Raw genomic sequence first — 20,968 nt, forward strand, 5'->3', positions numbered from 1 at the left:
ATCCCGGCCCGTGGTTATGACGCCGCGGGCCGGGAGGTTCAGGTCTTACTTGCTGCTGACCGGCAGCCCGGCGCCCTGGGCATCGCCCTGCGGCATTTCCAGCACCGCCACCGACCATGCCGGCAGCGTGACCGTGCCGTCAGCGGCAATCTGCACGCCGTTTGCCAGCGAATTTTCGCCCGCCGCCTGCTGGATCGCGCTCAGCTGCAGCGTTTCACCGGCAAACTCATTCAGCGTACGGCTTTCCGGCGCGGCGTTAATCACCACCACCAGGCCGTCAAGACGGCTATCCAGGCTGGCGCCCGCTTTCACTCCGTCATCCACGGTCATAACCAGCAGACCGGCCTGCTGGTCTGAACCGGTATTACGGAAATCAACGCGCTTCATCACCGCGCTGCCGTCGCCTAAGGTGAACAGCGGGGAGGATTTACGCAGCTCGGTCAGCTCCTGGTAGAATGCGGTCATCTGCTTCAGCTCCGCTTCGCCCGGAGTGGCAACCATCTCTTTGACGCGAGTAATCACGTCATAGTTGCTGCCGTCATCGCTAATGGGCGGCATCCCAACGTTGTAGTTGTTATCCTGCAGGGAATAATCCACGCGGTTGAACCAGTCGCCGGAGTCGTAGGAGTCGCGGGTAAAGGATTTCGAGCGCAGCAGTTCAGAACCCTGCTGGTCGAAAGCGATCCCCTGCCCAAGCATCACCGTCGCCAGCGAAACGGCCTGCATGCGAACGCGGGTTGCCAGGTCGGCTTCCTGGGACGCTTTATAGCTGATCATGTCCCACAGCGTCTGGTTGTCGTGCTTCGAAACATAGTTGACGACTTCCGTCGGGTCTGCGGCATAGCCGCCAGGCGCGCCGTTATAGTCAATTTCGCTGCCTTTCTTCACCGCGCCGTCTTTGTCGATCATCACAAAGTCAGCGAGGTTACCGGCCATGCCCAGACGGGTCAGATCGGCCAGATGACGCACCTGGTCATCGCTCAGGCTGGCGAGTTCGTTTGGCAACACGCCCGCGCCGCTGCCGACGCCCTGGTTCTGACGCAGAGCATCGCCGGAATCGAACGGGCCGCCGCCGCGCACGGAGTCGCGCAGGCGATCGGAGAACGTGCCGATGCCGGTACCTTTCAGGTTGATCTGCGAGGCGATTTCAAAACGATCGCTCTGGTTAGAGTCCCAGCCTTCGCCGAAGAAGTAGATATCCGGGTTCAGGGCCTTAATGCGCTCCCACGCCGACAGAATTTGCGCTTTCGGGTGATAGCCCATCAGATCGAAGCGGAAGCCATCGATTTTATAGTCCGTGGTCCACACCGCCAACGAATCGGCGATCAGCTTGGCGAACATCCGATGCTCCGGCGCAGAGTCGGAACAGCAGGTGGCGGATTCAACGCTGCCGGTAATTTCATTCAGACGCTGATAGTACCAGGGTACGATCTTATCCAGCACCGACGTGCGGTCGGTCGGGCCCGCGGCGTTGGTGTGGTTGTATACCACGTCCATAATGACGTTCATCCCCAGATCCTGCTTGATCGCCTGAATCATGGTGCGGAACTCTTTGATGCGCGTCGTGCCTTCCGGATCGGTCGCGTAGGAGCCTTCCGGAACCGTGTAGTGGAACGGATCGTAGCCCCAGTTGTAGGAGTCGGTCTGCGCCACCAGCGTATTCAGCGCCTGCACCTGCGGATTATCCTGGCTATCGCTCTGCTTAAGCTGATTCAGCACCTCTTCCACGGTGGAACCGCTGTCGCAGTATCCGGCGAACTCGCTGCTTTTCACCGCGCTGTTCACTTCGCACAGGCGGCTGAACGGCTGCTGAATATCGGCGACTTTGTCGCTGAACTCGTTTACCGTCGCCAGATCGAAGACCGGCAGCAGTTCAACGTGCGTGACGCCTGAAGCGGAGAGCTTCTTCAGATGCTGCACCATATTGCTGTCGCCGGCGGTCAACGCAAGGTATTTACCGCGCAGTTCGGCAGGAACGGTCTGGTCCCAGGCGGAGAGATCGCGAATATGCGATTCATGAATCGTCATCTTCGCTAAATCCGCTTTTGTCTTCTGGGCATGCGGCATCGTCAGGCTATCCCAGCCGTCAGGCTTCAGGGCGCTGTCGTTGAGATCGACCACCTGGCTGTACTCCGAGTTGGTCGACAGGCTATGCGCATACGGGTCGGTGACTTCGTACTGTTCAACCTTGCGCGACTGCGGGTGATAAACCGTCATCGCATAGCGGTAGAACGCGCCTTTCAGATCGCTACCGCCCTGCCACGACCACGCGCCGGAAGCGCTGTCGCGGGTCATCGGATGGCTGCCAATCACTTTTTTGTCCGCGCTGTAGACCACCACATCCACCTGCTGAGCGGTCGGCGCCCAGACGCGGAAGGTGACGCCGCCGTCGGCCAGCTGCGCGCCGTAGCTCAGGGCTTCCGCCGCTTCGGCATAGGTATCATCCAGCACGCCCGCCGTCTGTACCTGGGTGGCGGAAATCAGGATCCCGTCCTCTGCGGCGGCAATGGCGACCGTTTCTCCCTGCAGCAGCTCGTCAACGTTGGCGTTGTCCGGCAGCTTAAAGGCCGCATAGCTGGAAAGGTGCGGGAAGCGCATGCTGACCTGCTGGCTGACGGTAGTCGGCGTCAGTTTCAGATAGCGGTCGGTAAATTTGCCTTCGCCGTCGGCCGCCACTTTACTGCTGTGGCTGTAGTAGAGGCGCACGAGGGGCTTATCCTGCCCGCCCGGCCACAGCAGCGTATTTTTATCGACCCAGTGGGCTTCGGCCAGCGCGACGCCAAAAGCGGCGCGGAAGGCGTCGGCGCGGGAGTCATAGACCGCGCTGTTGCCGGCGATCACCGATACCGTACGATCGGTAAAGTCGCCAAACGACACCCGCAGGTCGCTATCGATCAGCTTATCGGTGCCGTCGCGAACGATAACGTTAATACAGCCGCTCTCTTTGTTGAGCGGGATCACCCAGTACGGGCCATATTTATCGCTGCCGCTCGGCGTGGTGCTGACGTCATTCCAGTCCGCTACCGGCGCGCTCAGCGCGTCGCAGGTTTCGTTGTTCCATAAGTAGAGGTTTTTACTGCTGTAGTCCGCAGCGCTACTGCTGGTGATGCCGGCGATATCCACCAGGTGAATGACCGCCTGCTTTTCTGTCGCCGTGGCCGCTTCGCCGGGTACGGCAACGTCAGGTAAACGTACAACCACATCCTGATTACCAGGAGTGTCGGGATTTCCAGAGGAAGAAGAGGATCCGTTATCGCAGCCGCTAAGTAAAACCAGCGATCCCAGAACCAGGGCATTACGGGTATATCTGAGCATTCGATAGTCCCTATACATGCTGATTAAATTATATGAAGGGTTATATACGCGAAACTATTCCTGGCGCACTTAAGCACCATAAAAAAAAATAACGAGCATATCTTTAAAGCGCCGATAATTAGATATTCTTGCTCTCTCCGGTTCAATCATCCATTCGCTCATTACGTGGGGGCGTAGGCGGCCGGAGGAGAAAAAATAAAAAGGGAATGACGACCGCAATAGCCAAACTCTTTATGATTCGCAGCGACCTACGCAGATTCCCGCAATAAGCACGCTCACAATAAAAAATGCCCCACCAATATCGGTAGGGCGGTACCTTTTGCTGAGGGAAATAGAATGAGCAAAGGAATAAAAATGCATAATTCCGTGATGAGATTAACAATATCAAATAAAAAAATAATTAATTACGCGCCTCATATTGTGACGTCCATCATATTATTTTTTATCTGCCAGCAGCTCGCCCAATTAACCTGGAAAATAATTCTCCCGGTAAACTTTACGGATAACGCATTGAGCCCTGCCGATATGACGGCGCCCGCAACCCCCTCCCCGGAAACGGCGCTGCCGCGCTTTACGCTGTTTGGCCTTGCGGAGAAAACCTCCGCCTCCGCGCACGGCGGCAACCTCGACCAGGCGCCCGTATCGGCGCTCAAACTGCGCGTTACCGGCCTGCTCGCCAGCACCGATCCCTCTCGCGCCATCGCCATCATGATGAAAGGGAATCAACAGGTTAGCCTCGAGATTGGCGATAGTACGCCGGGCGGAGAGGCGAAAATCGTCGCTATTTTCCCCGACCGCCTGATTGTTAATTACCGCGGCAGAAATGAGGCTATCCCGCTGTTTAACGACCCGCCTGCCGCCGGCAAAAATAGCGCCGCGCCGCCAGCCCGCCAATTGGCGCAGGAGCTCCGCGCGCAGCCGCAAAATATTCTTCATTACCTCAATATTTCGCCGGTCATGGTTAACGACAAGCTCAGCGGATATCGTCTGAATTCGGGCAAAGACCCGGCGCTATTTCGCCAGGCGGGTCTCAAGGAAAACGATCTGGCGATAGCCCTGAACGGCCTGGATCTTCGCGATAAAGAACAGTCCCGCCAGGCATTAGCCCAGCTACCGGAATTAACTGAAATAACTCTTACCGTTGAACGCGACGGCCAGAAACAAGATATTTATCTAGCCCTGAGGGATGAATAATTGATCATCGCCAACGTCATTCGCCCATTTTCCCTGATGCTGCTGGTATTCGCCGCGCTGTTATTCAAACCGGCCGCGGCGGAAGAGTTTTCCGCCAGCTTTAAGGGCACCGATATTCAGGAATTTATCAATACGGTGAGTAAAAACCTGAATAAAACGGTCATTATCGATCCCAGCGTACGCGGCACCATTACCGTGCGCAGCTACGATATGCTCAACGAAGAGCAATATTATCAATTCTTCCTCAGCGTCCTCGATGTCTATGGCTTCGCGGTGATTAATATGAATAACGGCGTCCTGAAAGTCGTTCGTTCGAAGGATGCGAAAACCGCCGCGGTGCCGGTGGCGAGCGATGCCGCGCCGGGCATTGGCGATGAAGTCGTCACCCGCGTCGTGCCCCTGACCAACGTCGCGGCCCGCGATCTGGCGCCGCTGCTGCGCCAGCTTAACGATAACGCCGGCGCGGGCAGCGTGGTGCACTATGAACCCTCCAACGTCCTGCTGATGACCGGCCGCGCGGCGGTCATCAAGCGCCTGCTAACCATCGTCGAACGCGTCGATAACGCCGGAGACCGCAGCGTGGTGACCGTTCCCCTCGCCTGGGCCTCCGCCGCCGATGTGGTCAAGCTGGTGACCGAACTCAACAAAGACACCAGCAAATCGGCGCTGCCCGGCTCAATGGTCGCCAACGTGGTGGCCGATGAACGCACCAACGCGGTGCTGGTCAGCGGCGAGCCGAACTCCCGCCAGCGGATCATCGCCATGATTAAGCAGCTCGACCGCCAGCAGGCGACCCAGGGCAATACCAAAGTGATCTACCTGAAATACGCCAAAGCCTCCGACCTGGTGGAAGTGCTGACCGGCATCAGCAGCACGATGCAGAGCGAAAAGCAGGCCGCGAAGCCGGTGGCGGCGCTGGATAAAAATATCATTATCAAAGCGCACGGTCAGACCAACGCCCTGATTGTCACCGCCGCCCCGGACGTAATGAACGATCTGGAGCGGGTGATCGCCCAGCTGGATATCCGCCGCCCGCAGGTACTGGTCGAAGCGATTATCGCCGAAGTGCAGGACGCTGACGGTCTGAACCTCGGCATCCAGTGGGCCAATAAAAACGCCGGGATGACCCAGTTCACCAACAGCGGTCTGCCAATATCTACGGCTATCGCCGGGGCCAACCAGTACAATAAAGACGGCACCGTCAGCAGCTCGCTGGCCAGCGCCTTAAGCTCCTTCAACGGCATTGCCGCCGGCTTCTACCAGGGCAACTGGGCCATGCTGCTCACCGCCCTCTCCAGCAGCACCAAGAACGATATTCTCGCGACGCCGAGTATCGTCACCCTCGACAACATGGAAGCCACCTTTAACGTCGGCCAGGAGGTCCCGGTGCTGACCGGCTCGCAAACTACCTCCGGCGATAACATCTTCAATACCGTCGAGCGCAAAACCGTCGGCATCAAGCTAAAAGTGAAGCCGCAGATCAACGAAGGCGATTCGGTTCTGCTGGAGATCGAACAGGAGGTCTCCAGCGTGGCGGACGCCGCCTCCAGCACCAGCTCGGATCTCGGCGCGACCTTCAATACCCGTACGGTCAATAACGCCGTGCTGGTCGGCAGCGGCGAAACGGTGGTCGTCGGCGGACTGCTGGATAAAAGCGTCTCCGACACCGCCGACAAAGTCCCTCTGCTCGGCGATATCCCGGTGATTGGCGCGCTGTTCCGCTCCACCAGCAAAAAGGTCTCCAAGCGCAACCTGATGCTGTTTATCCGCCCGACGGTGATCCGCGACCGCGACGAGTACCGTCAGGCTTCATCCGGGCAGTACACCGCGTTTAACGACGCCCAGAGCAAACAGCGCGGCAAAGAGAACAACGACGCGATGCTGAGTAACGATCTGCTGGAGATCTACCCGCGCCAGGATACCGCCGCGTTCCGCCAGGTCAGCGCCGCCATCGACGCCTTCAATCTGGGAGGCAATCTATGACCCCCGCCGCTGAACGACGCCCGCTGCTCCCCTTCGGCTACGCCCGCGCGCACAACGTGATGCTCCTGAGCAACGGCGAAAGCTGCGAGGTTTTCTGCCTCGCCGCCACCGCGCCGCAGGCGCTGCTGGAAGCCCGCAGGGTGGCCGGGATGCCGTTCAGCCTCGAGCGACTGGAAGCGGAGGCGTTCGAAAAGCTGCTGGTGCTGAGCTATCAGCGCGACTCCGCCGAGGCCCGGCGCATGATGGCGGATATCGGCAACGAGCTGGATCTGTACACCCTTGCCGAAGAGCTGCCGGACACCGACGACCTGCTGGATAGCGAAGACGACGCGCCGATTATCCGCCTGATTAACGCTATGCTCACCGAGGCTATCAAAGAGAAAGCGTCGGATATTCATATCGAAACCTATGAACGCCACCTGCAAATTCGCTTTCGCGTCGACGGCGTACTGCGCGAAATTCTGCGCCCCCAGCGCCGCCTCGCCGCGCTGCTGATCTCGCGCATTAAGGTGATGGCGAGCCTTGATATCGCCGAAAAGCGCATTCCTCAGGACGGTCGCATGGCGCTGCGCATTGGTGGACGCGCCGTCGACGTGCGCGTCTCCACCCTGCCGTCGAGCTACGGCGAACGCGTGGTGCTGCGTCTGCTCGATAAAAACAGCGTCAATCTCGACCTGCTGACCCTCGGCATGTCGCCCGCGCTGCTTCAGCAGGTGGATGGACTGATCGCCCGCCCGCACGGCATCGTGCTGGTGACCGGGCCGACCGGTTCGGGAAAAAGCACCACCCTCTACGCCGCGCTGAGCCGCCTCGATGCCCGCGAGCGCAACATCATGACCATTGAAGATCCTATCGAATATGAGCTGGAGGGCATCGGTCAGACCCAGGTTAACGCGAAAGTCGATATGACCTTTGCCCGCGGGCTGCGCGCCATTTTGCGCCAGGACCCTGACGTTGTGCTGGTGGGCGAAATTCGCGACGGCGAAACGGCGCAGATCGCCGTTCAGGCCTCGCTAACCGGCCATCTGGTGCTCTCAACGCTGCACACCAACAGCGCGCTGGGCGCCATCTCGCGCCTGCAGGATATGGGCGTGGAGCCTTTTCTGCTCTCCACCTCGCTGCTGGCGGTGATGTCGCAGCGGCTGGTGCGCCGGCTCTGCCCGCTCTGTCGCCAGCAGGAACCGGCCAATGCCGACACCGCCCGCCAGATGGAGATCGCTCCCGGCACGGCGCTCTGGCAGCCCCGGGGCTGCGCCGAGTGCGGCTTTACCGGCTATCGCGGACGTACCGGCATTCACGAACTGCTGCTGGTGGACGATCGCGTGCGTATGGCAATCCACCGCGGCGAAAACGAGGTGACGCTGATCCAGCAGCTGGGGGCGGACTATATCACCCTGCGCCACGCCGGCCGGGACAAGGCGCTGGCGGGGATCACCAGCTGGCAAGAGGTGCTGCGGGTTAGCGAACAGCAGATCGCGGAGGCCTCGTGACATGGCGCTTTTTCGCTATCAGGCTGTTGATGAAAACGGTAAAACCCGGCGCGGCGTCCAGCAGGCGGACTCCGCCCGCCACGCTCGCCAGCTGCTGAGGGAAAAGGGCTGGCTGGCGCTGGACATCGCCCCGGCAGCCGGCAGCGGCGGGCAACTGCGCTTTATTCGCCGCACCAACGCCCGCGATCTCGCCCTCGTTACCCGCCAGCTGGCGACGCTGGTCGCCGCCGCCATCCCGCTGGAAAAAGCGCTCGACGCGGTGGCCCAGCAGTGTGAAAAAAACCAGCTGAAAACCCTGATTGCCGGCGTGCGCGGCAAAGTGCTGGAAGGCCATTCGCTGGCGGAAGCGATGCGCGGCTACCCGGGCTGCTTCGACGCGCTCTACTGCGCGATGGTCGCCGCCGGAGAAGCCTCCGGCCACCTCGACGGCGTGCTGAATCGGCTGGCGGACTATACCGAACAGCGCCAGCAGCTGCGCGCCCGGCTGCTGCAGGCGATGATTTACCCCATCGTGCTGACCCTGGTGGCGGTCAGCGTGATCGTCATTCTGCTGTCGACGGTGGTGCCGAAGGTTGTCGAGCAGTTTATCCACCTTAAGCAGGCGCTGCCGTTTTCCACCCGCCTGCTGATGGCGATGAGCGATGTGCTGCGCGCCGCCGGTCCGTGGCTGCTGCTGGCCGCCATGCTCATCGCTCTGCTGCTGCGCTACCTGCTGCGGCAGCCGGCAAAGCGGCTGGCCTGGCACAGGCTGCTGCTGCGCCTGCCGCTGATTGGCCGGGTCGCGCGCAGCGTTAACAGCGCCCGCTACGCCCGCACCCTGAGCATTCTCAACGCCAGCGCCGTTCCGCTGCTGCTGGCGATGCGCATCAGCGCGGAAGTATTAAGCAACGCCTGGGCGAAGCGCCAGCTGGAAGCCGCCAGCGACGCGGTTCGCGAAGGCGTCAGCCTGCATCGCGCGCTCGAAATGACCCAGCTGTTCCCGCCGATGATGCGCTACATGGTCGCCAGCGGCGAACAGAGCGGCGAGCTCAACGGCATGCTGGAGCGCGCGGCGGATAACCAGGACCGGGATCTGAGCGCGCAAATTCAGCTGGCCCTCAGCCTGTTTGAACCTCTGCTGGTGGTGGCGATGGCCGGCATGGTGCTGTTTATCGTCCTCGCCATCCTGCAACCGATACTGCAGCTCAATACCCTGATGAGTATGTAATTGTTCTAATGGAGAAAAATATGCAACGACAGCGCGGATTCACCTTACTGGAAATCATGGTGGTGATTGTTATCCTCGGCGTGCTCGCCAGCCTCGTGGTGCCCAACCTGATGGGCAACAAGGAAAAGGCCGACCGGCAAAAAGTGGTCAGCGATCTTGTGGCGCTCGAGGGGGCGCTGGACATGTACAAACTGGATAACAGCCGCTATCCCACCACCGAGCAGGGGCTGCAGGCGCTGGTCAGCGCGCCATCGGCCGAGCCGCACGCGCGCAACTATCCTGAAGGCGGCTATATTCGCCGTCTGCCGCAGGATCCCTGGGGCAGCGATTACCAGCTGCTGAGCCCCGGCCAGCACGGACAGGTGGATATTTTCAGCCTCGGGCCGGACGGCGTACCGGAGAGCAATGACGATATCGGCAACTGGACAATCGGGAAGAAATAGTGCGACAGCGCGGCTTTACGTTGCTGGAGATGATGCTCATTTTGCTGCTGATCGGCGTCAGCGCGGGCATGGTGATGCTGGCCTTCCCCGCCTCGCGCGACGATAGCGCGGCGCAGGCGCTGGCGCGCTTTGAGGCGCAGCTGCGCTTTGTCCAGCAGCGAGGGCTGCAAACCGGCCAGTTTTTTGGCGCCTCGGTGCATCCCGATCGCTGGCAGTTTCTGGTCTTACAGCCCCGCGAAAGCAACGACCCGCCCCCGGTCGGCGACGACTGGAACGGCTATCGCTGGCTCCCCCTGCGCGCCGGACGCGTCGCCACCTCGGGCAGCGTCGCCGGGAACACGCTGCATCTCACTTTTCCGCAGGGCGAGGCCTGGACGCCGGGCGACAATCCCGATGTGCTGATCTTTCCCGGCGGTGAGATGACGCCGTTCCGGTTGACCGTCGGCGAGGGACCGGGTATCGCGTTTAATGCGCGCGGCGAAAGCCTGCCCGAACCGCAGGAGGCGCCATGAAAAAGCAGGCCGGTATGACGCTGATTGAAGTGATGGTCGCCCTGGCGGTCTTCGCCCTCGCCGGGCTGGCGGTGATGCAGGCCACGCTCCAGCAAACCCGCCAGCTGGGTCGTATGGAGGAGAAAACCCTGGCCGGCTGGCTGGCGGATAATCAGCTGGTGCAGCTCCGGCTGGAAAATCGCTGGCCCGCGCTGAGCTGGTCGGAAACTATGGTGCAGGCGGCGGGCGTCAGCTGGCACATTCGCTGGCAGGGGGTGGAGACCGACCTGCCGCAGCTGCGGGCGCTGGACGTTGAAGTCCGCCGCGCCAAAAGCGATAAAATGCCCGTCTCTTCGCTGCGCACCTACGTGACGCCGCCATGATCCAGCGCGCTCGCGGATTTACCCTCATCGAAATGCTGCTGGCGCTGGCTATCCTCGCCGCGCTCAGCGTCGCTGCGGTCACGGTGCTGCAAAACGTGATGCGCGCCGATACGCTCACCCGCGATAAGGGCGGGCGCATGCAGGCGTTACAGCTAACGTTCAGCCAGATGGCAGCGGACTTTAGCCAAATCATTCCCCGCCGCAGCCGCGACAGCGCGGGCCTCTTTTTTGCCGGACGTTTTCAGCTCGGCAGCGACGACTGGGCGATCGCCTTTAGCCGCAACGGCTGGCCCAATCCTTTGGGGATCCTGCCGCGCTCGGAAATTCAGAACGTCAGCTACCGCCTGCGCGGGGATCGGCTGGAGCGTCTGAGCTACGACCAGCAGGACCCGCTGCCCGGTAGTCTGCCCACGGTGACCGTTATGCAGCGCAACGTGCAGGCGTTTCGCCTGCGCTTTTACGCCAGCGGCCGCTGGCAGGATGAATGGCAGCAGACGCAGACGCTGCCGCAGGGGCTGGAAGTCACCCTGACGCTGGAGCAGTCCGGCGAGATCCGCCGGCTGTTTCTGCTTACGCCGGGAGGCAGCCAATGAATACCCGCCAGCGCGGCGTCGCCCTGCTTATGGTGCTGCTGATCCTCGCTCTGATGATGGTGCTGGCGAGCGCCATGACCGAACGCAGCGCGCGGATGTATCAGCAAACCGCCACTACCCTCGATAACCTGCAGGCTAAATGGTACGCGCTGGGGGCGGAAACCCTGGCGGCGGCGCTGCTGCAACGCGACGCGCTCGACTCGCCGAACCAGACCCATCTGGCGCAGAACTGGGCCCAGCGGGGGCGTCGATTTGCGGTCAATGATGGCGAGATCTACGCCACGATTACCGACGCTCAGGCCTGCTTCAACCTCAACGCCATTAACCAGCTCAGCGGCGACGAAAGCGTTGAAATCCCTTATCCCGCGCAGGTTTTTACCCGATTGCTGGAAAACCTCGGCAGCGAGCCGCTGCGCGCCTTACATCTGACCGCCGCCCTGCGCGACTGGGTGGATAGCGATCGCCAGGCGCTGCTGAACGGCGCGGAAGACGAAGTCTATATGGCGCAATCCCCCGGCTATCTGACCGGCAATCAGCCGCTGCAGGACGTCAGCGAACTGCGTCTGCTGGCCGGGATGGACGCCACGCTCTATCAGCGTCTGCTGCCCTACGTCTGCGCCCTGGCGGACGAGACGCTGCAGGTAAACGTCAATACCCTGCAGCCCGCTCAGGCCGCGCTGCTGGCGGCGCTCTTCCCCGCTGAACTCACCCTCGCCGAAGCCCGGCAGCTGCTGCAGGCCCGCGCGGCCACCGGCTGGAGCAGCGTCGCCGCCTTCCTGTCGCAGCCGCTATTACAAAAAACCGATACCGCCGCCGCGCGTCCGTGGCTGGCGGTGCACAGCGAGCGCTTTATCGCCACCTTCAGCGTGGTGATGGGCAGCGCCCGCTATCAGCAACGCAGTCTCCTGCAAAAGCAGGGGCGAACCTTCAGCGTCGTCCAGCGGCGCTACGGAATCTATTGGGTAGCCGATGAATAACCACCATACTTTTTCCGCCGCCGTGCTGATTATTCGCCTCAATCCCGATGCCGCGACGGCGATATGGCGGCTGGCCGCGCCGGGCGACGCGGCGCAGACTGGCGAGTGGCATCCTGACGCTGGCGACCCGACGCTCAGCCTGCTGGCGCAGCGTCATCCGGCCTGGGTGCTGGTGCCCGCCAGCGACTGCGCGTTTCATCGCGTTACCCTGCCCGCCGGCGCGCGCCGAAATGCGCAGCAGGCGCTGGCGTTTTTACTCGAAGAACAGCTGGCAACGGAGATCGAAGAAAGCCATTTTGCCCTGCTCCACCGGGATAAAAGCGACTGTGCCGTGGCGGTGGTCGGGCGGGAGAAGATGCGCGCATGGCAGGCCTGGTGCGAGGGGCTCGGACTGAACGTGCTGGCCCTGACGCCGGATGCCCTTGCCCTGCCGCAGAACCCGACCGGCTGGAGCGCCGTACGCTGCGGCGAACAGTGGCTGTTTCGCTGCGAGACGTGCAGCGGTATGGCGGTGGAAACCCCATGGCTCGACGAACTGCTGGTTCACTGGCCTGACCTCGCGCCCATCGCCTGCTACTCGCCACCGCCGGATATCGCCGCGCCGTGGCAGCCTCGCCCGGCGCAGGATTTGCTGGCGCTGGCGGCGAGCAACCCGCAGGCGCGCAAAATCTGCTTACGCCAGGGCAATTTTGCCGCGAAACGCCGGCCGCCGACGCCCCGACGCTGGCGGCCGGCGATTGTCGCAACCCTGGCGCTACTGCTGCTGTGGAGCGGAAATCGCCTCCACGACCATCTCGCCCTGGCGCGTCAGGCCGACGCCGCCGTGCAGGCCAGCCGTGATTTTTACCGCCAGTGGTTCAAAGCGGAAAAAAATCTCGTCAATCCACGCCTGCAAATGCAGCAGCATCTGCGCCGTCTGGAAAGCGTGAGCGCCCGGCCGGCGCTCATCTCACGGCTCGGCGCCCTGCAGCAAATCATCGCCGAAACGCCGGGCATTCGTCTGCGCGCCCTGAGCTTTGACGCCGCGCGCAACGCGCTGCAGCTGGAGATATCCGCCGTCTCATCGCAGGCTCTGGAGCAGTTCAGCCAGCGGACGCGGGCGGGGTTTCGCGTGCAGACCGGCGAGATGAAGCCGCGCGCCGACGGTATTGAAGGGCGTCTGACGCTGGAGGGGAACGATGGATAACCTGCTCGCCTTATGGCAACAGCGTACGCGCCGCGAACGGCATTTGCTGCTGGGGATGGGCGTCATGCTGCTTATTGGCCTGATTTATTACGCCTTCTGGCAGCCCTGGCAAAATCGCGAGGCGCAGTGGCGGCAAACGCTGGCCAGGGAGCAGTCCAGCCTGCGGTGGATGCGCCAGCAGACCCCGCTTCTCCAGCAGCTTAACCAGCGGAAACCTTCTGCCGCGCCGGAAGAACCCTCTACGGTGATTATGCGCGAAGCCGGCCGCCACGGTATCGCTATCGTTCGCCTGCAGCCGCAGGGCTCCCGCCTGAGCCTTACCGTGCAGCCCGCCGATTTCCAGGCGCTGATGGCATGGCTGGACGCGCTGGGGCAGGCGGGGATGACCACCGCCACCCTGGCGGTGACCGCCGTGGCGCAGCAGCCCGGTTGGGTGACGATTAATACGCTGGTGCTGGAGCGCAGCGATGAAAAATAAACTCACTATCGCCCTGCTGCTGGCGGCGGTCTATCTCTTCTGGCTGCTGTTTAGCGCGCCGGCGCGGCTGCTTACTCTGGCGCTACCGGACGGCGCGCGGCTCGGCGAAACCACGGGCACCCTGTGGCAAGGAGAAGCCCGTCAGGCCAGCTGGCGCGGTTTTGACATCGCCCATTTACGCTGGGAGTTTGGCTTTTCGTCGTGGCTTCCCGGCTGGCATATCGCGTTTAACGACCCCTCCGGCCTGCGCGGCCAGGCCTGGCTGCACGGTCTGAACGACGTTGTGGTGCGCGAGGGACGACTCGCGGCGCCGGCCCGGACGATCGGCCAGCGGTTAGCATCCGGCATACCGCTGGAGGCCCGCGGTCAGGTTGTGCTGACGCTGCCCGAGGCCCGCTTTAACGCCGGCGGTTGCCGACAGATGACCGCCGGCACCGTGCAGTGGCGGGACGCGGCTCTCAGCTCCCCCGCCGGGTCGCTCGAACTGGCCCAGGTCAACGGCAAACTAAGCTGTACCCCGGCGGGCGCGCTGGCTGTCGCCCTGACCCAGGACTCCCGTCAGCTTAGTCTCGCAGGACAGGGCGTTCTGACGCCCAACGGGCGCTATACGTTTAACGGTACGCTGCAGACCCGCCAGACGGCTCCGGCGCTGCTGACGCTGCTGCTCGCGCAAAACGGCCGCAAAGATGAGCAGGGGCGCACGCCGTGGCAGTGGCAGGGGCAGTGGCGCTCCGGGGAGAAAAAATAGAGATGGAAAATATCGCGCTGTTACCCGAGTTCGCCGCGCAATACCCGTCAATCTGGGGCGGCTTTTTATTCCTGTCCGGACTGGCGTTCGGCAGCTTTTTTAACGTCGTTATCCATCGTTTACCGCTGATGATGGAACGCGCAGAGGGGGTGAATCTCTGCCTCCCCGCGTCGTTCTGCCCGCAGTGCCGTCAGCCTATCGCCTGGCGGGACAATATCCCGCTGCTGAGCTTTTTATGGCTCAGGGGGCGCGCGCGCTGCTGCGGGCAGCCGATCTCGCGTCGCTATCCCCTGATGGAGCTGACGACCGGCGCGCTGTTTGTACTCGCGGGGTACCTGATGGCTCCGGGCATGCCGCTGCTGGGCGGGCTAATTTTCGTGTCCGTACTGCTGATCCTCGCCGCCATCGACGCGCAAACGCAGCTGCTGCCTGACAGGCTGACGCTGCCGCTGCTGTGGGCCGGGCTGCTGTTCAATCTTTCCGATACCTTCGCGCCGCTGGCGGAGGCGGTCATTGGCGCGATGGTCGGGTATTTGTCGCTGTGGTCGGTGTACTGGGTGTTCCGTCTGCTGACCGGTAAAGAGGCGCTGGGCTACGGCGATTTCAAGCTGCTGGCAGCGCTCGGCGCGTGGCTCGGCTGGCAGCCGCTGCCGCAGACGCTGCTGCTGGCTTCCGCCAGCGGTCTGGTCTGGATGCTGCTGCAGCGCCTGGTAACCCGTCGTTCGCTCGAACAACCTCTGGCCTTCGGCCCCTGGCTGGCGCTGGCGGGCGGCGGCATCTTTTTGTGGAGCCAGGTATAAAACATCCCCTGCTCGCGCTGCGCTTAGCAGGGCTACTGGCGGTACTGGTCCGGTAGCCCGGGGAAGGCGTTAACGCCGCAACCCGGGAAAACATCCCCTGCTCGCGCTGCGCTTAGCAGGGCTACGGGTGCTGTTGGTCCGGTAGCCCGGGTAAGGCGTTTACGCCGCAACCCGGGAAAACATCCCCTGCTCGCGCTACGCTTAGCGGGGCTACGGGTGCTGTTGGTCCGGTAGCCCGGGTAAGGCGTTTACGCCGCAACCCGGGCCCCCCCCCTGCTCGCGCTGCGCTTAGCAGGGCTACGGGCGGTACTGGTCCGGTAGCCCCGATAAGGCGTTTACGCCGCAACCCGGGAACTCTCCGGCTACGAATACTTTTTGGTGCGCCGGGTCGGGGCGGTATTGGCCGGATCGTCGGGCCAGACGTGCTTGGGATAGCGCCCTTTCATCTCTTTTTGCACCTCGCGGTAGCTCCCCTGCCAGAAGGCGCCTAAATCGCGGGTGATCTGCAGCGGGCGCTGCGCCGGCGAAAGCAGCTCCAGCACCAGCGGCACGCGCCCCTGGGCGATAGTCGGAGTGGTCGCCTCGCCAAACATCTCCTGCATCCGCACCGCCAGCGCCGGCGGGTTTTCATCGTGATAACGAATGGCGATGCGGCTACCGGTCGGCACCGTATAGTGCGTGGGCAGCTCGCTGTCCAGCTTCTGGCGCAGCGGCCACGGCAGCCAGTTTTGCAGCGCCTGACGCACGTCCAGCGCCTTCAGGGCGCGCAGCGAATGGACGCCCGCCATCTGCGGCAGCAGCCACTGTTCAAGCGAGGCCAGCAGCGACGCCTCGTCAACGGCCGGCCACGCCTCCTCCGGCAGCCACCGCGCCGCGCAGTGTAGCCGCAGACGCAGCTGCTCCGCCTCCGGCGTCCAGCTGAGCACGCTCAGTCCCTTCTCGCGGATCCCGTTGAGCATCGCCTGGTGCAGCTCCTCCTCCGACGGCTTCGCCAGCGGCTGGGTCTTAATCACCAGGCGTCCGATACAGGTGCGCCGCCAGGCCTTCAGCGTTCCTAACGCCTCATCCCACTCGACGATATCGGAACGCCGGGCCAGGGCCGGACACTGCTCAATCAACGCGTGAATATCGACCGGCAGCGCCAGCAGGATCCGCGCGTCCGGCGATGCGCTTCCCTGCAGCAGCAGCGGCGCAATCAACCATTCGTGGCGGCCCAGCGCATCGTCGGCGTCGAGCATCGCCCCCATCCCGTTAGCCAGCTGGTAGCGCCCCTCCTGGCCGCGACGATGGGCGATACGGTCGGCAAAAGCGGAGGCCAGCAGCGCCGCGATGCTGTCGGCATCGGGCTGACCGCCGCGAACCGCCAGCCTTTTCATCAGCTGCTGCGCCCGCTGCTGCCAGTTACCCTGCTGACGGGCAAACGCCGCGCTAAGATCGCTATTGCCGCCGCGCGGCGGCTCTTCAAGGATCGCCGCCAGTTTAGCCGCCGTGGCGGCGCTATCGGCATCCTCCGCCGCGGTCAGCATCGCCGCCAGGCGCGGATCGTTGCCCAACGCCGCCATTTTGCGCCCGTGCGCCGACAGCCGCTCGCCTTCCAGCGCAGAAAGGTCGGTGAGCAGACGCCGGGCCGCCGCCAGGTTGGTCGCAGGCGGCAGATCCAGCCAGCTGAGCTGGGCCGGGTCCTGGCATCCCCACTGCAGCAGCTCCAGCAGCAGCGACGACAGATCGCTTTGCAGAATTTCCGGGTCGCCCTGCGCCGCCGCGCGCTCGGCCTGCTCTTTAGCCAGCAGATGCAGGCAGATCCCCGGTTCCAGACGCCCGGCGCGTCCGGCGCGCTGGGTCATTGAGGCCTGGCTGATGCGCTGCGTCACCAGGCGAGTGAGCCCGGTGCGGGCGTCAAAGCGGGCGACGCGCTCCTGGGCGCTATCCACCACCAGCCGAATCCCCTCGATGGTCAGACTGGTCTCGGCGATATTGGTCGCCAGCACCACTTTGCGCATCCCGGCGGGCGCGGGCAGTATCGCCTTACGCTGCTCGCTCAGCGGCAGCGCGCCGTACAGGGGGCAAAGGATCACATCGCTCGCCACCCGCTCCGCCAGCCGCTCCTGAACGCGCTGAATCTCTCCCACCCCGGGCAGAAACAGCAGCATTGAGCCATTTTCGCTGCGCAGCAGCTCCGCGGCGGCCACCGCCACCGCCTCGTCAAAGCGCTGATGGGCCGGCAGCGGCAGAAAACGCCGCTCAACCGGAAACGCGCGCCCTTCGGAAACGATAACCGGCGCCTCCGGCAGCAGCCGCTGCAGGCGTTCATTGTCCAGCGTCGCCGACATAATCAGCAGTTTGAGATCGTCGCGCAGTCCCTGCTGAACGTCGAGCAGCAGCGCCAGCGCCAGATCCGCCTGCAGGCTGCGTTCGTGGAATTCATCGAGGATCGCCAGCCCCACGCCGCTCAGCTCCGGATCGCGCTGGATCATCCGCGTTAAAATACCTTCGGTCACCACTTCGAGGCGCGTGTTCGGCCCGACGCAGGTCTCCGCGCGCATGCGATAGCCCACGGTCTCGCCGGGCTTCTCTCCCAGCAGTTCCGCCAGCCGCTGCGCCACGTTACGCGCGGCCAGCCGCCGCGGCTCCAGCAGGATTATGCGTCCGTTGATGTTACCTTCGGCGAGGATTTGCAGCGGCAGCCAGGTGGATTTCCCGGCGCCGGTTGGCGCATTAAGCAGAACCTGCGGCGCATGCTGCAGGGCAGAGAGAAGTTCAGGGAGGACGGCGGCAACCGGCAATGAGGACACGAAACGCTCCGGAGGTTAACATTTGCGGGCAAGCATTGTAGCATCCCGGTAATTCATTACCGAGTCTCTATCATGTCCGAGCCGAAAAGGCTGTTTTTCGCCATTGAACTTCCCGGGGACGTTCAGCAGCAGATCGTGCACTGGCGCGCCGCCAGCTTTCCCGGCGATGCGGGTCGACCGGTGGCGGCGGCTAACCTCCATCTGACGCTGGCGTTTCTTGGCGAGGTGAGCGCGGACAAGCAGCGGGCGCTGTCAGCGATGGCCGGACGGATCCGCCAGCCGGGCTTTACCCTGACGCTTGACGATGCCGGGCAGTGGCTGCGTTCGCGGGTAGTGTGGCTGGGCACCCGTCAGCCGCCGCGCGGGGTGCTGCAATTAGCGAATATGCTGCGCGCCCAGGCCGCCCGCAGCGGCTGCTATCAGAGCCCGCAGCCGTTTCATCCGCATATCACCCTGCTGCGCGACGCGCGCCACGCGGTGCCGATTCCACCGCCCGGATTTAGCTGGGCGTTTGCGGTCAACGAATTTGTGCTCTACGAATCCAGCTTTAGCCGCGGGCGTACCCGCTATCAGGCGCTGGAACGTTATCCCTTCGACAAGGAAAGCTGATGCTGTTCACTCCTCCCCTGCAGTCCGCCACCCTGGTTAAACGTTACAAACGGTTTCTCGCCGACGTGGTCACCCCCGACGGCCGCGAGCTGACCCTGCACTGCCCCAACACCGGCGCCATGACCGGCTGCGCCGCGCCGGGCGATACCGTCTGGTATTCCACCTCAGATAATCCTAAGCGTAAATATGCCCACACGTGGGAATTAACTGAAACCGTAGAGGGCGCGACAATTTGTGTTAATACTCTACGTGCTAACACGTTGGCAAAAGAGGCGATTCTGGCAGGAAATATTCCCGAGCTTTTGGGCTATAACACGCTGAAAAGCGAAGTGAAGTATGGTGATGAAAGCAGCCGCATTGATATTCTGTTACAAGCAGATGACCAACAAAACTGCTATATTGAAGTGAAATCGGTTACGTTGGCGGAAAAGGAATACGGTTACTTCCCCGATGCGGTTACCGCACGCGGTCAGAAGCACCTGCGGGAGCTGATGAGCGTGGCGGCAGCGGGCGATCGGGCGGTGATTTTGTTCGCCGTGCTGCACTCGGCGATAGACCGTTTCTCACCCGCGCATCATATTGATGCCAGATACGCACAGCTATTGATTGAGGCGCAAAACAAGGGGGTGGAAATTCTCGCCTACAAGGCGGAACTTTCTACCGAGATGATGACTCTGAATAAGCCGATTACCGTGGTGTTAACCCCCGGTAAATAAACGGCTAAATAGTATTCGGGTCGCGAGCGCAAATACGCTTTTCCTCACAGGGTTGTCAAGTGTAACGTTTAGATAATTGCTATCCGGAAAAGCATCTGCTATTTATAGCGGCCTGATTTTTCCCCCAACACGGGGATCGATAGTGCGTGTTAAGGAGAAGCAACATGCAAGAAGGGCAAAACCGTAAAACATCGTCCCTGAGTATTCTCTCCATCGCTGGGGTGGAGCCGTACCAAGTGAAGCCGGGCGAAGAGTATATGAACGAAGCCCAGCTGGCGCACTTCAAGCGCATTCTTGAAGCGTGGCGTAATCAACTTAGGGATGAAGTGGATCGCACCGTAACGCATATGCAGGATGAAGCTGCTAACTTCCCGGATCCGGTAGACCGTGCCGCTCAGGAAGAAGAGTTCAGCCTGGAGCTGCGTAACCGCGACCGCGAACGTAAACTGATCAAAAAGATCGAGAAAACGCTGAAAAAAGTCGAAGACGAAGATTTCGGCTTCTGTGAATCCTGTGGCGTTGAGATTGGTATCCGTCGTCTGGAAGCGCGTCCGACCGCCGACCTGTGCATTGATTGCAAAACGCTGGCGGAAATTCGCGAAAAACAGATGGCAGGCTAATCACTTCGCTGACGCATCTCTGGCGGGAGCTTTCTCCCGCCCTGATGCTTTAGTCATACGATGACAGATTCCCACTACATCGGGCGCTTTGCCCCCTCACCTTCCGGCGAACTCCACTTCGGCTCATTGATTGCCGCGCTTGGCAGCTATCTGCAGGCTCGGGCACAGAACGGTATCTGGCGCGTGCGCATTGAAGATATCGATCCGCCGCGTGAAGTCCCCGGCGCCGCCGAGACTATTCTTCGTCAGTTAGAGCACTTCGGCCTGCACTGGGACGGAGAGGTACTCTGGCAGTCAAAACGCCACGAAGCCTATCGTGAGCGCCTGGCCTGGCTACGCGAGCAGGGCCTCTGCTACTACTGCACCTGCACCCGCGCGCGTATCCACGCTATTGGCGGCCTTTACGACGGCCACTGCCGGGATTTACGCCTCGGCGCGGAAAACGCCGCTCTGCGCCTGCGGCAAACGCGTCCGGTCCTTGAATTTTATGACCAGCTACGCGGTACGATCGTCGCCGACGAACCTCTGGCGCGTGAAGATTTTATTATCCACCGTCGCGATGGGCTGTTCGCCTATAATCTGGCGGTGGTGGTGGACGATCATTTTCAGGGCGTCAGCGAAATCGTCCGCGGCGCCGATCTTATCGAGCCGACGGTGCGGCAAATTTCGCTCTATCAGCATTTTGGCTGGCAGGCGCCGGACTATATCCATTTGCCGCTGGCCCTCAACGCGCAGGGCAATAAACTGTCGAAGCAAAACCACGCTCCGGCGTTATCTACAGGCGATCCGCGCCCGGAAATTGTGCGGGCGCTAACGTTTCTTAATCAGGATGTCATTCAGGAATGGCAGACGCTGAGCATTGAGGATTTACTCAAGTACGCGGTAGCGAACTGGCGGCCGGAGCAAATCCAGCATTCTCAAATGCGTTCTGCTGAGCTATGAT

General features: G+C 62.0%; 19 protein-coding genes. 17 read left to right on the forward strand and 2 right to left on the reverse strand.

Annotated features, from left to right (window positions below; translation table 11 throughout):
- Positions 1–45 precede the first annotated feature (45 nt).
- Positions 46–3,315, reverse strand: coding sequence for a pullulanase-type alpha-1,6-glucosidase (gene pulA, locus JLG71_RS22945; RefSeq protein ID WP_200913837.1), 3,270 nt, complete (start codon positions 3,313–3,315; stop codon positions 46–48).
- Positions 3,316–3,669: 354 nt separating this feature from the next.
- On the opposite strand from pulA, the gene gspC reads away from it, so the two are divergent.
- From gspC to JLG71_RS23010, 13 genes are read left to right on the forward strand one after another with little or no spacing between them, the layout of a single operon-like run.
- Positions 3,670–4,509, forward strand: coding sequence for a type II secretion system protein GspC (gene gspC / locus JLG71_RS22950; RefSeq protein WP_048262349.1), 840 nt, complete (start codon positions 3,670–3,672; stop codon positions 4,507–4,509).
- A gap of 36 nt (positions 4,510–4,545) precedes the next feature.
- Positions 4,546–6,492 (forward strand): GspD family T2SS secretin variant PulD, encoded by a 1,947-nt coding sequence (gene pulD / locus JLG71_RS22955; protein ID WP_029946937.1) that lies wholly within the window; start codon positions 4,546–4,548, stop codon positions 6,490–6,492.
- Complete coding sequence (gspE, locus tag JLG71_RS22960; protein ID WP_109240696.1) at positions 6,489–7,982, forward strand: type II secretion system ATPase GspE; 1,494 nt, start codon at positions 6,489–6,491, stop codon at positions 7,980–7,982. The genes pulD and gspE overlap by 4 nt, the downstream gene beginning before the upstream one ends.
- Before the next feature lies 1 nt (position 7,983).
- The gene (gene gspF / locus JLG71_RS22965; RefSeq protein WP_200913838.1) at positions 7,984–9,189 is read left to right on the forward strand and encodes a type II secretion system inner membrane protein GspF; all 1,206 of its coding nucleotides are present in this window, start codon (positions 7,984–7,986) and stop codon (positions 9,187–9,189) included.
- Between the two features lie 20 nt (positions 9,190–9,209).
- Positions 9,210–9,632: a type II secretion system major pseudopilin GspG gene (gspG, locus tag JLG71_RS22970; protein ID WP_004098709.1), complete on the forward strand. Its 423-nt coding sequence runs from the start codon at positions 9,210–9,212 to the stop codon at positions 9,630–9,632.
- Positions 9,632–10,144, forward strand: a complete 513-nt coding sequence (gene gspH / locus JLG71_RS22975; protein ID WP_048262354.1) for a type II secretion system minor pseudopilin GspH — start codon at positions 9,632–9,634, stop codon at positions 10,142–10,144. The genes gspG and gspH overlap by 1 nt, the downstream gene beginning before the upstream one ends.
- A complete protein-coding gene (gspI, locus tag JLG71_RS22980) occupies positions 10,141–10,506 on the forward strand; it encodes a type II secretion system minor pseudopilin GspI (protein WP_048262356.1) in 366 nt (121 codons plus the stop codon). Before gspH ends, gspI begins: the two co-directional genes overlap by 4 nt.
- The gene (gspJ, locus tag JLG71_RS22985; protein WP_048262357.1) at positions 10,503–11,099 is read left to right on the forward strand and encodes a type II secretion system minor pseudopilin GspJ; all 597 of its coding nucleotides are present in this window, start codon (positions 10,503–10,505) and stop codon (positions 11,097–11,099) included. The genes gspI and gspJ overlap by 4 nt, the downstream gene beginning before the upstream one ends.
- Positions 11,096–12,076 (forward strand): type II secretion system minor pseudopilin GspK, encoded by a 981-nt coding sequence (gene gspK / locus JLG71_RS22990; RefSeq protein WP_048262360.1) that lies wholly within the window; start codon positions 11,096–11,098, stop codon positions 12,074–12,076. The genes gspJ and gspK overlap by 4 nt, the downstream gene beginning before the upstream one ends.
- On the forward strand, positions 12,069–13,262 hold the full coding sequence (gene gspL / locus JLG71_RS22995; RefSeq protein WP_025107363.1) for a type II secretion system protein GspL: 1,194 nt from the start codon (positions 12,069–12,071) through the stop codon (positions 13,260–13,262). Before gspK ends, gspL begins: the two co-directional genes overlap by 8 nt.
- Positions 13,255–13,740: a type II secretion system protein GspM gene (gene gspM / locus JLG71_RS23000; protein WP_025107362.1), complete on the forward strand. Its 486-nt coding sequence runs from the start codon at positions 13,255–13,257 to the stop codon at positions 13,738–13,740. The genes gspL and gspM overlap by 8 nt, the downstream gene beginning before the upstream one ends.
- Positions 13,730–14,488: a type II secretion system protein N gene (locus tag JLG71_RS23005; protein ID WP_064405742.1), complete on the forward strand. Its 759-nt coding sequence runs from the start codon at positions 13,730–13,732 to the stop codon at positions 14,486–14,488. The genes gspM and JLG71_RS23005 overlap by 11 nt, the downstream gene beginning before the upstream one ends.
- Positions 14,489–14,490: 2 nt before the next feature.
- Entirely contained in the window at positions 14,491–15,288 is a 798-nt protein-coding gene (locus tag JLG71_RS23010) for a prepilin peptidase (protein WP_200913839.1), read from the forward strand.
- Positions 15,289–15,650: 362 nt separating this feature from the next.
- On the opposite strand, the gene hrpB is transcribed toward JLG71_RS23010, so the two are convergent.
- Positions 15,651–18,080 carry an ATP-dependent helicase HrpB gene (hrpB, locus tag JLG71_RS23015; RefSeq protein ID WP_064358587.1) on the reverse strand — a complete coding sequence of 810 codons (2,430 nt, stop codon included), beginning with the start codon at positions 18,078–18,080 and terminating at the stop codon, positions 15,651–15,653.
- A 72-nt stretch (positions 18,081–18,152) separates the two neighbouring features.
- Here hrpB and thpR point away from each other — a divergent pair, with 72 nt between their 5' ends.
- The 4 genes from thpR to gluQRS all read left to right on the forward strand — a co-directional run bounded on the left by thpR (position 18,153) and on the right by gluQRS (position 20,967).
- Positions 18,153–18,689, forward strand: coding sequence for an RNA 2',3'-cyclic phosphodiesterase (gene thpR / locus JLG71_RS23020; protein WP_014837425.1), 537 nt, complete (start codon positions 18,153–18,155; stop codon positions 18,687–18,689).
- A complete protein-coding gene (sfsA, locus tag JLG71_RS23025) occupies positions 18,689–19,405 on the forward strand; it encodes a DNA/RNA nuclease SfsA (RefSeq protein ID WP_004098690.1) in 717 nt (238 codons plus the stop codon). Before thpR ends, sfsA begins: the two co-directional genes overlap by 1 nt.
- A 164-nt stretch (positions 19,406–19,569) precedes the next feature.
- A complete protein-coding gene (dksA, locus tag JLG71_RS23030; RefSeq protein WP_004098689.1) occupies positions 19,570–20,025 on the forward strand; it encodes an RNA polymerase-binding protein DksA in 456 nt (151 codons plus the stop codon).
- Positions 20,026–20,085: 60 nt separating this feature from the next.
- A complete protein-coding gene (gluQRS, locus tag JLG71_RS23035; RefSeq protein WP_014837424.1) occupies positions 20,086–20,967 on the forward strand; it encodes a tRNA glutamyl-Q(34) synthetase GluQRS in 882 nt (293 codons plus the stop codon).
- Position 20,968 lies beyond the last annotated feature (1 nt).

The organism is Klebsiella michiganensis, assembly GCF_015139575.1.
GTDB lineage: Bacteria > Pseudomonadota > Gammaproteobacteria > Enterobacterales > Enterobacteriaceae > Klebsiella > Klebsiella michiganensis.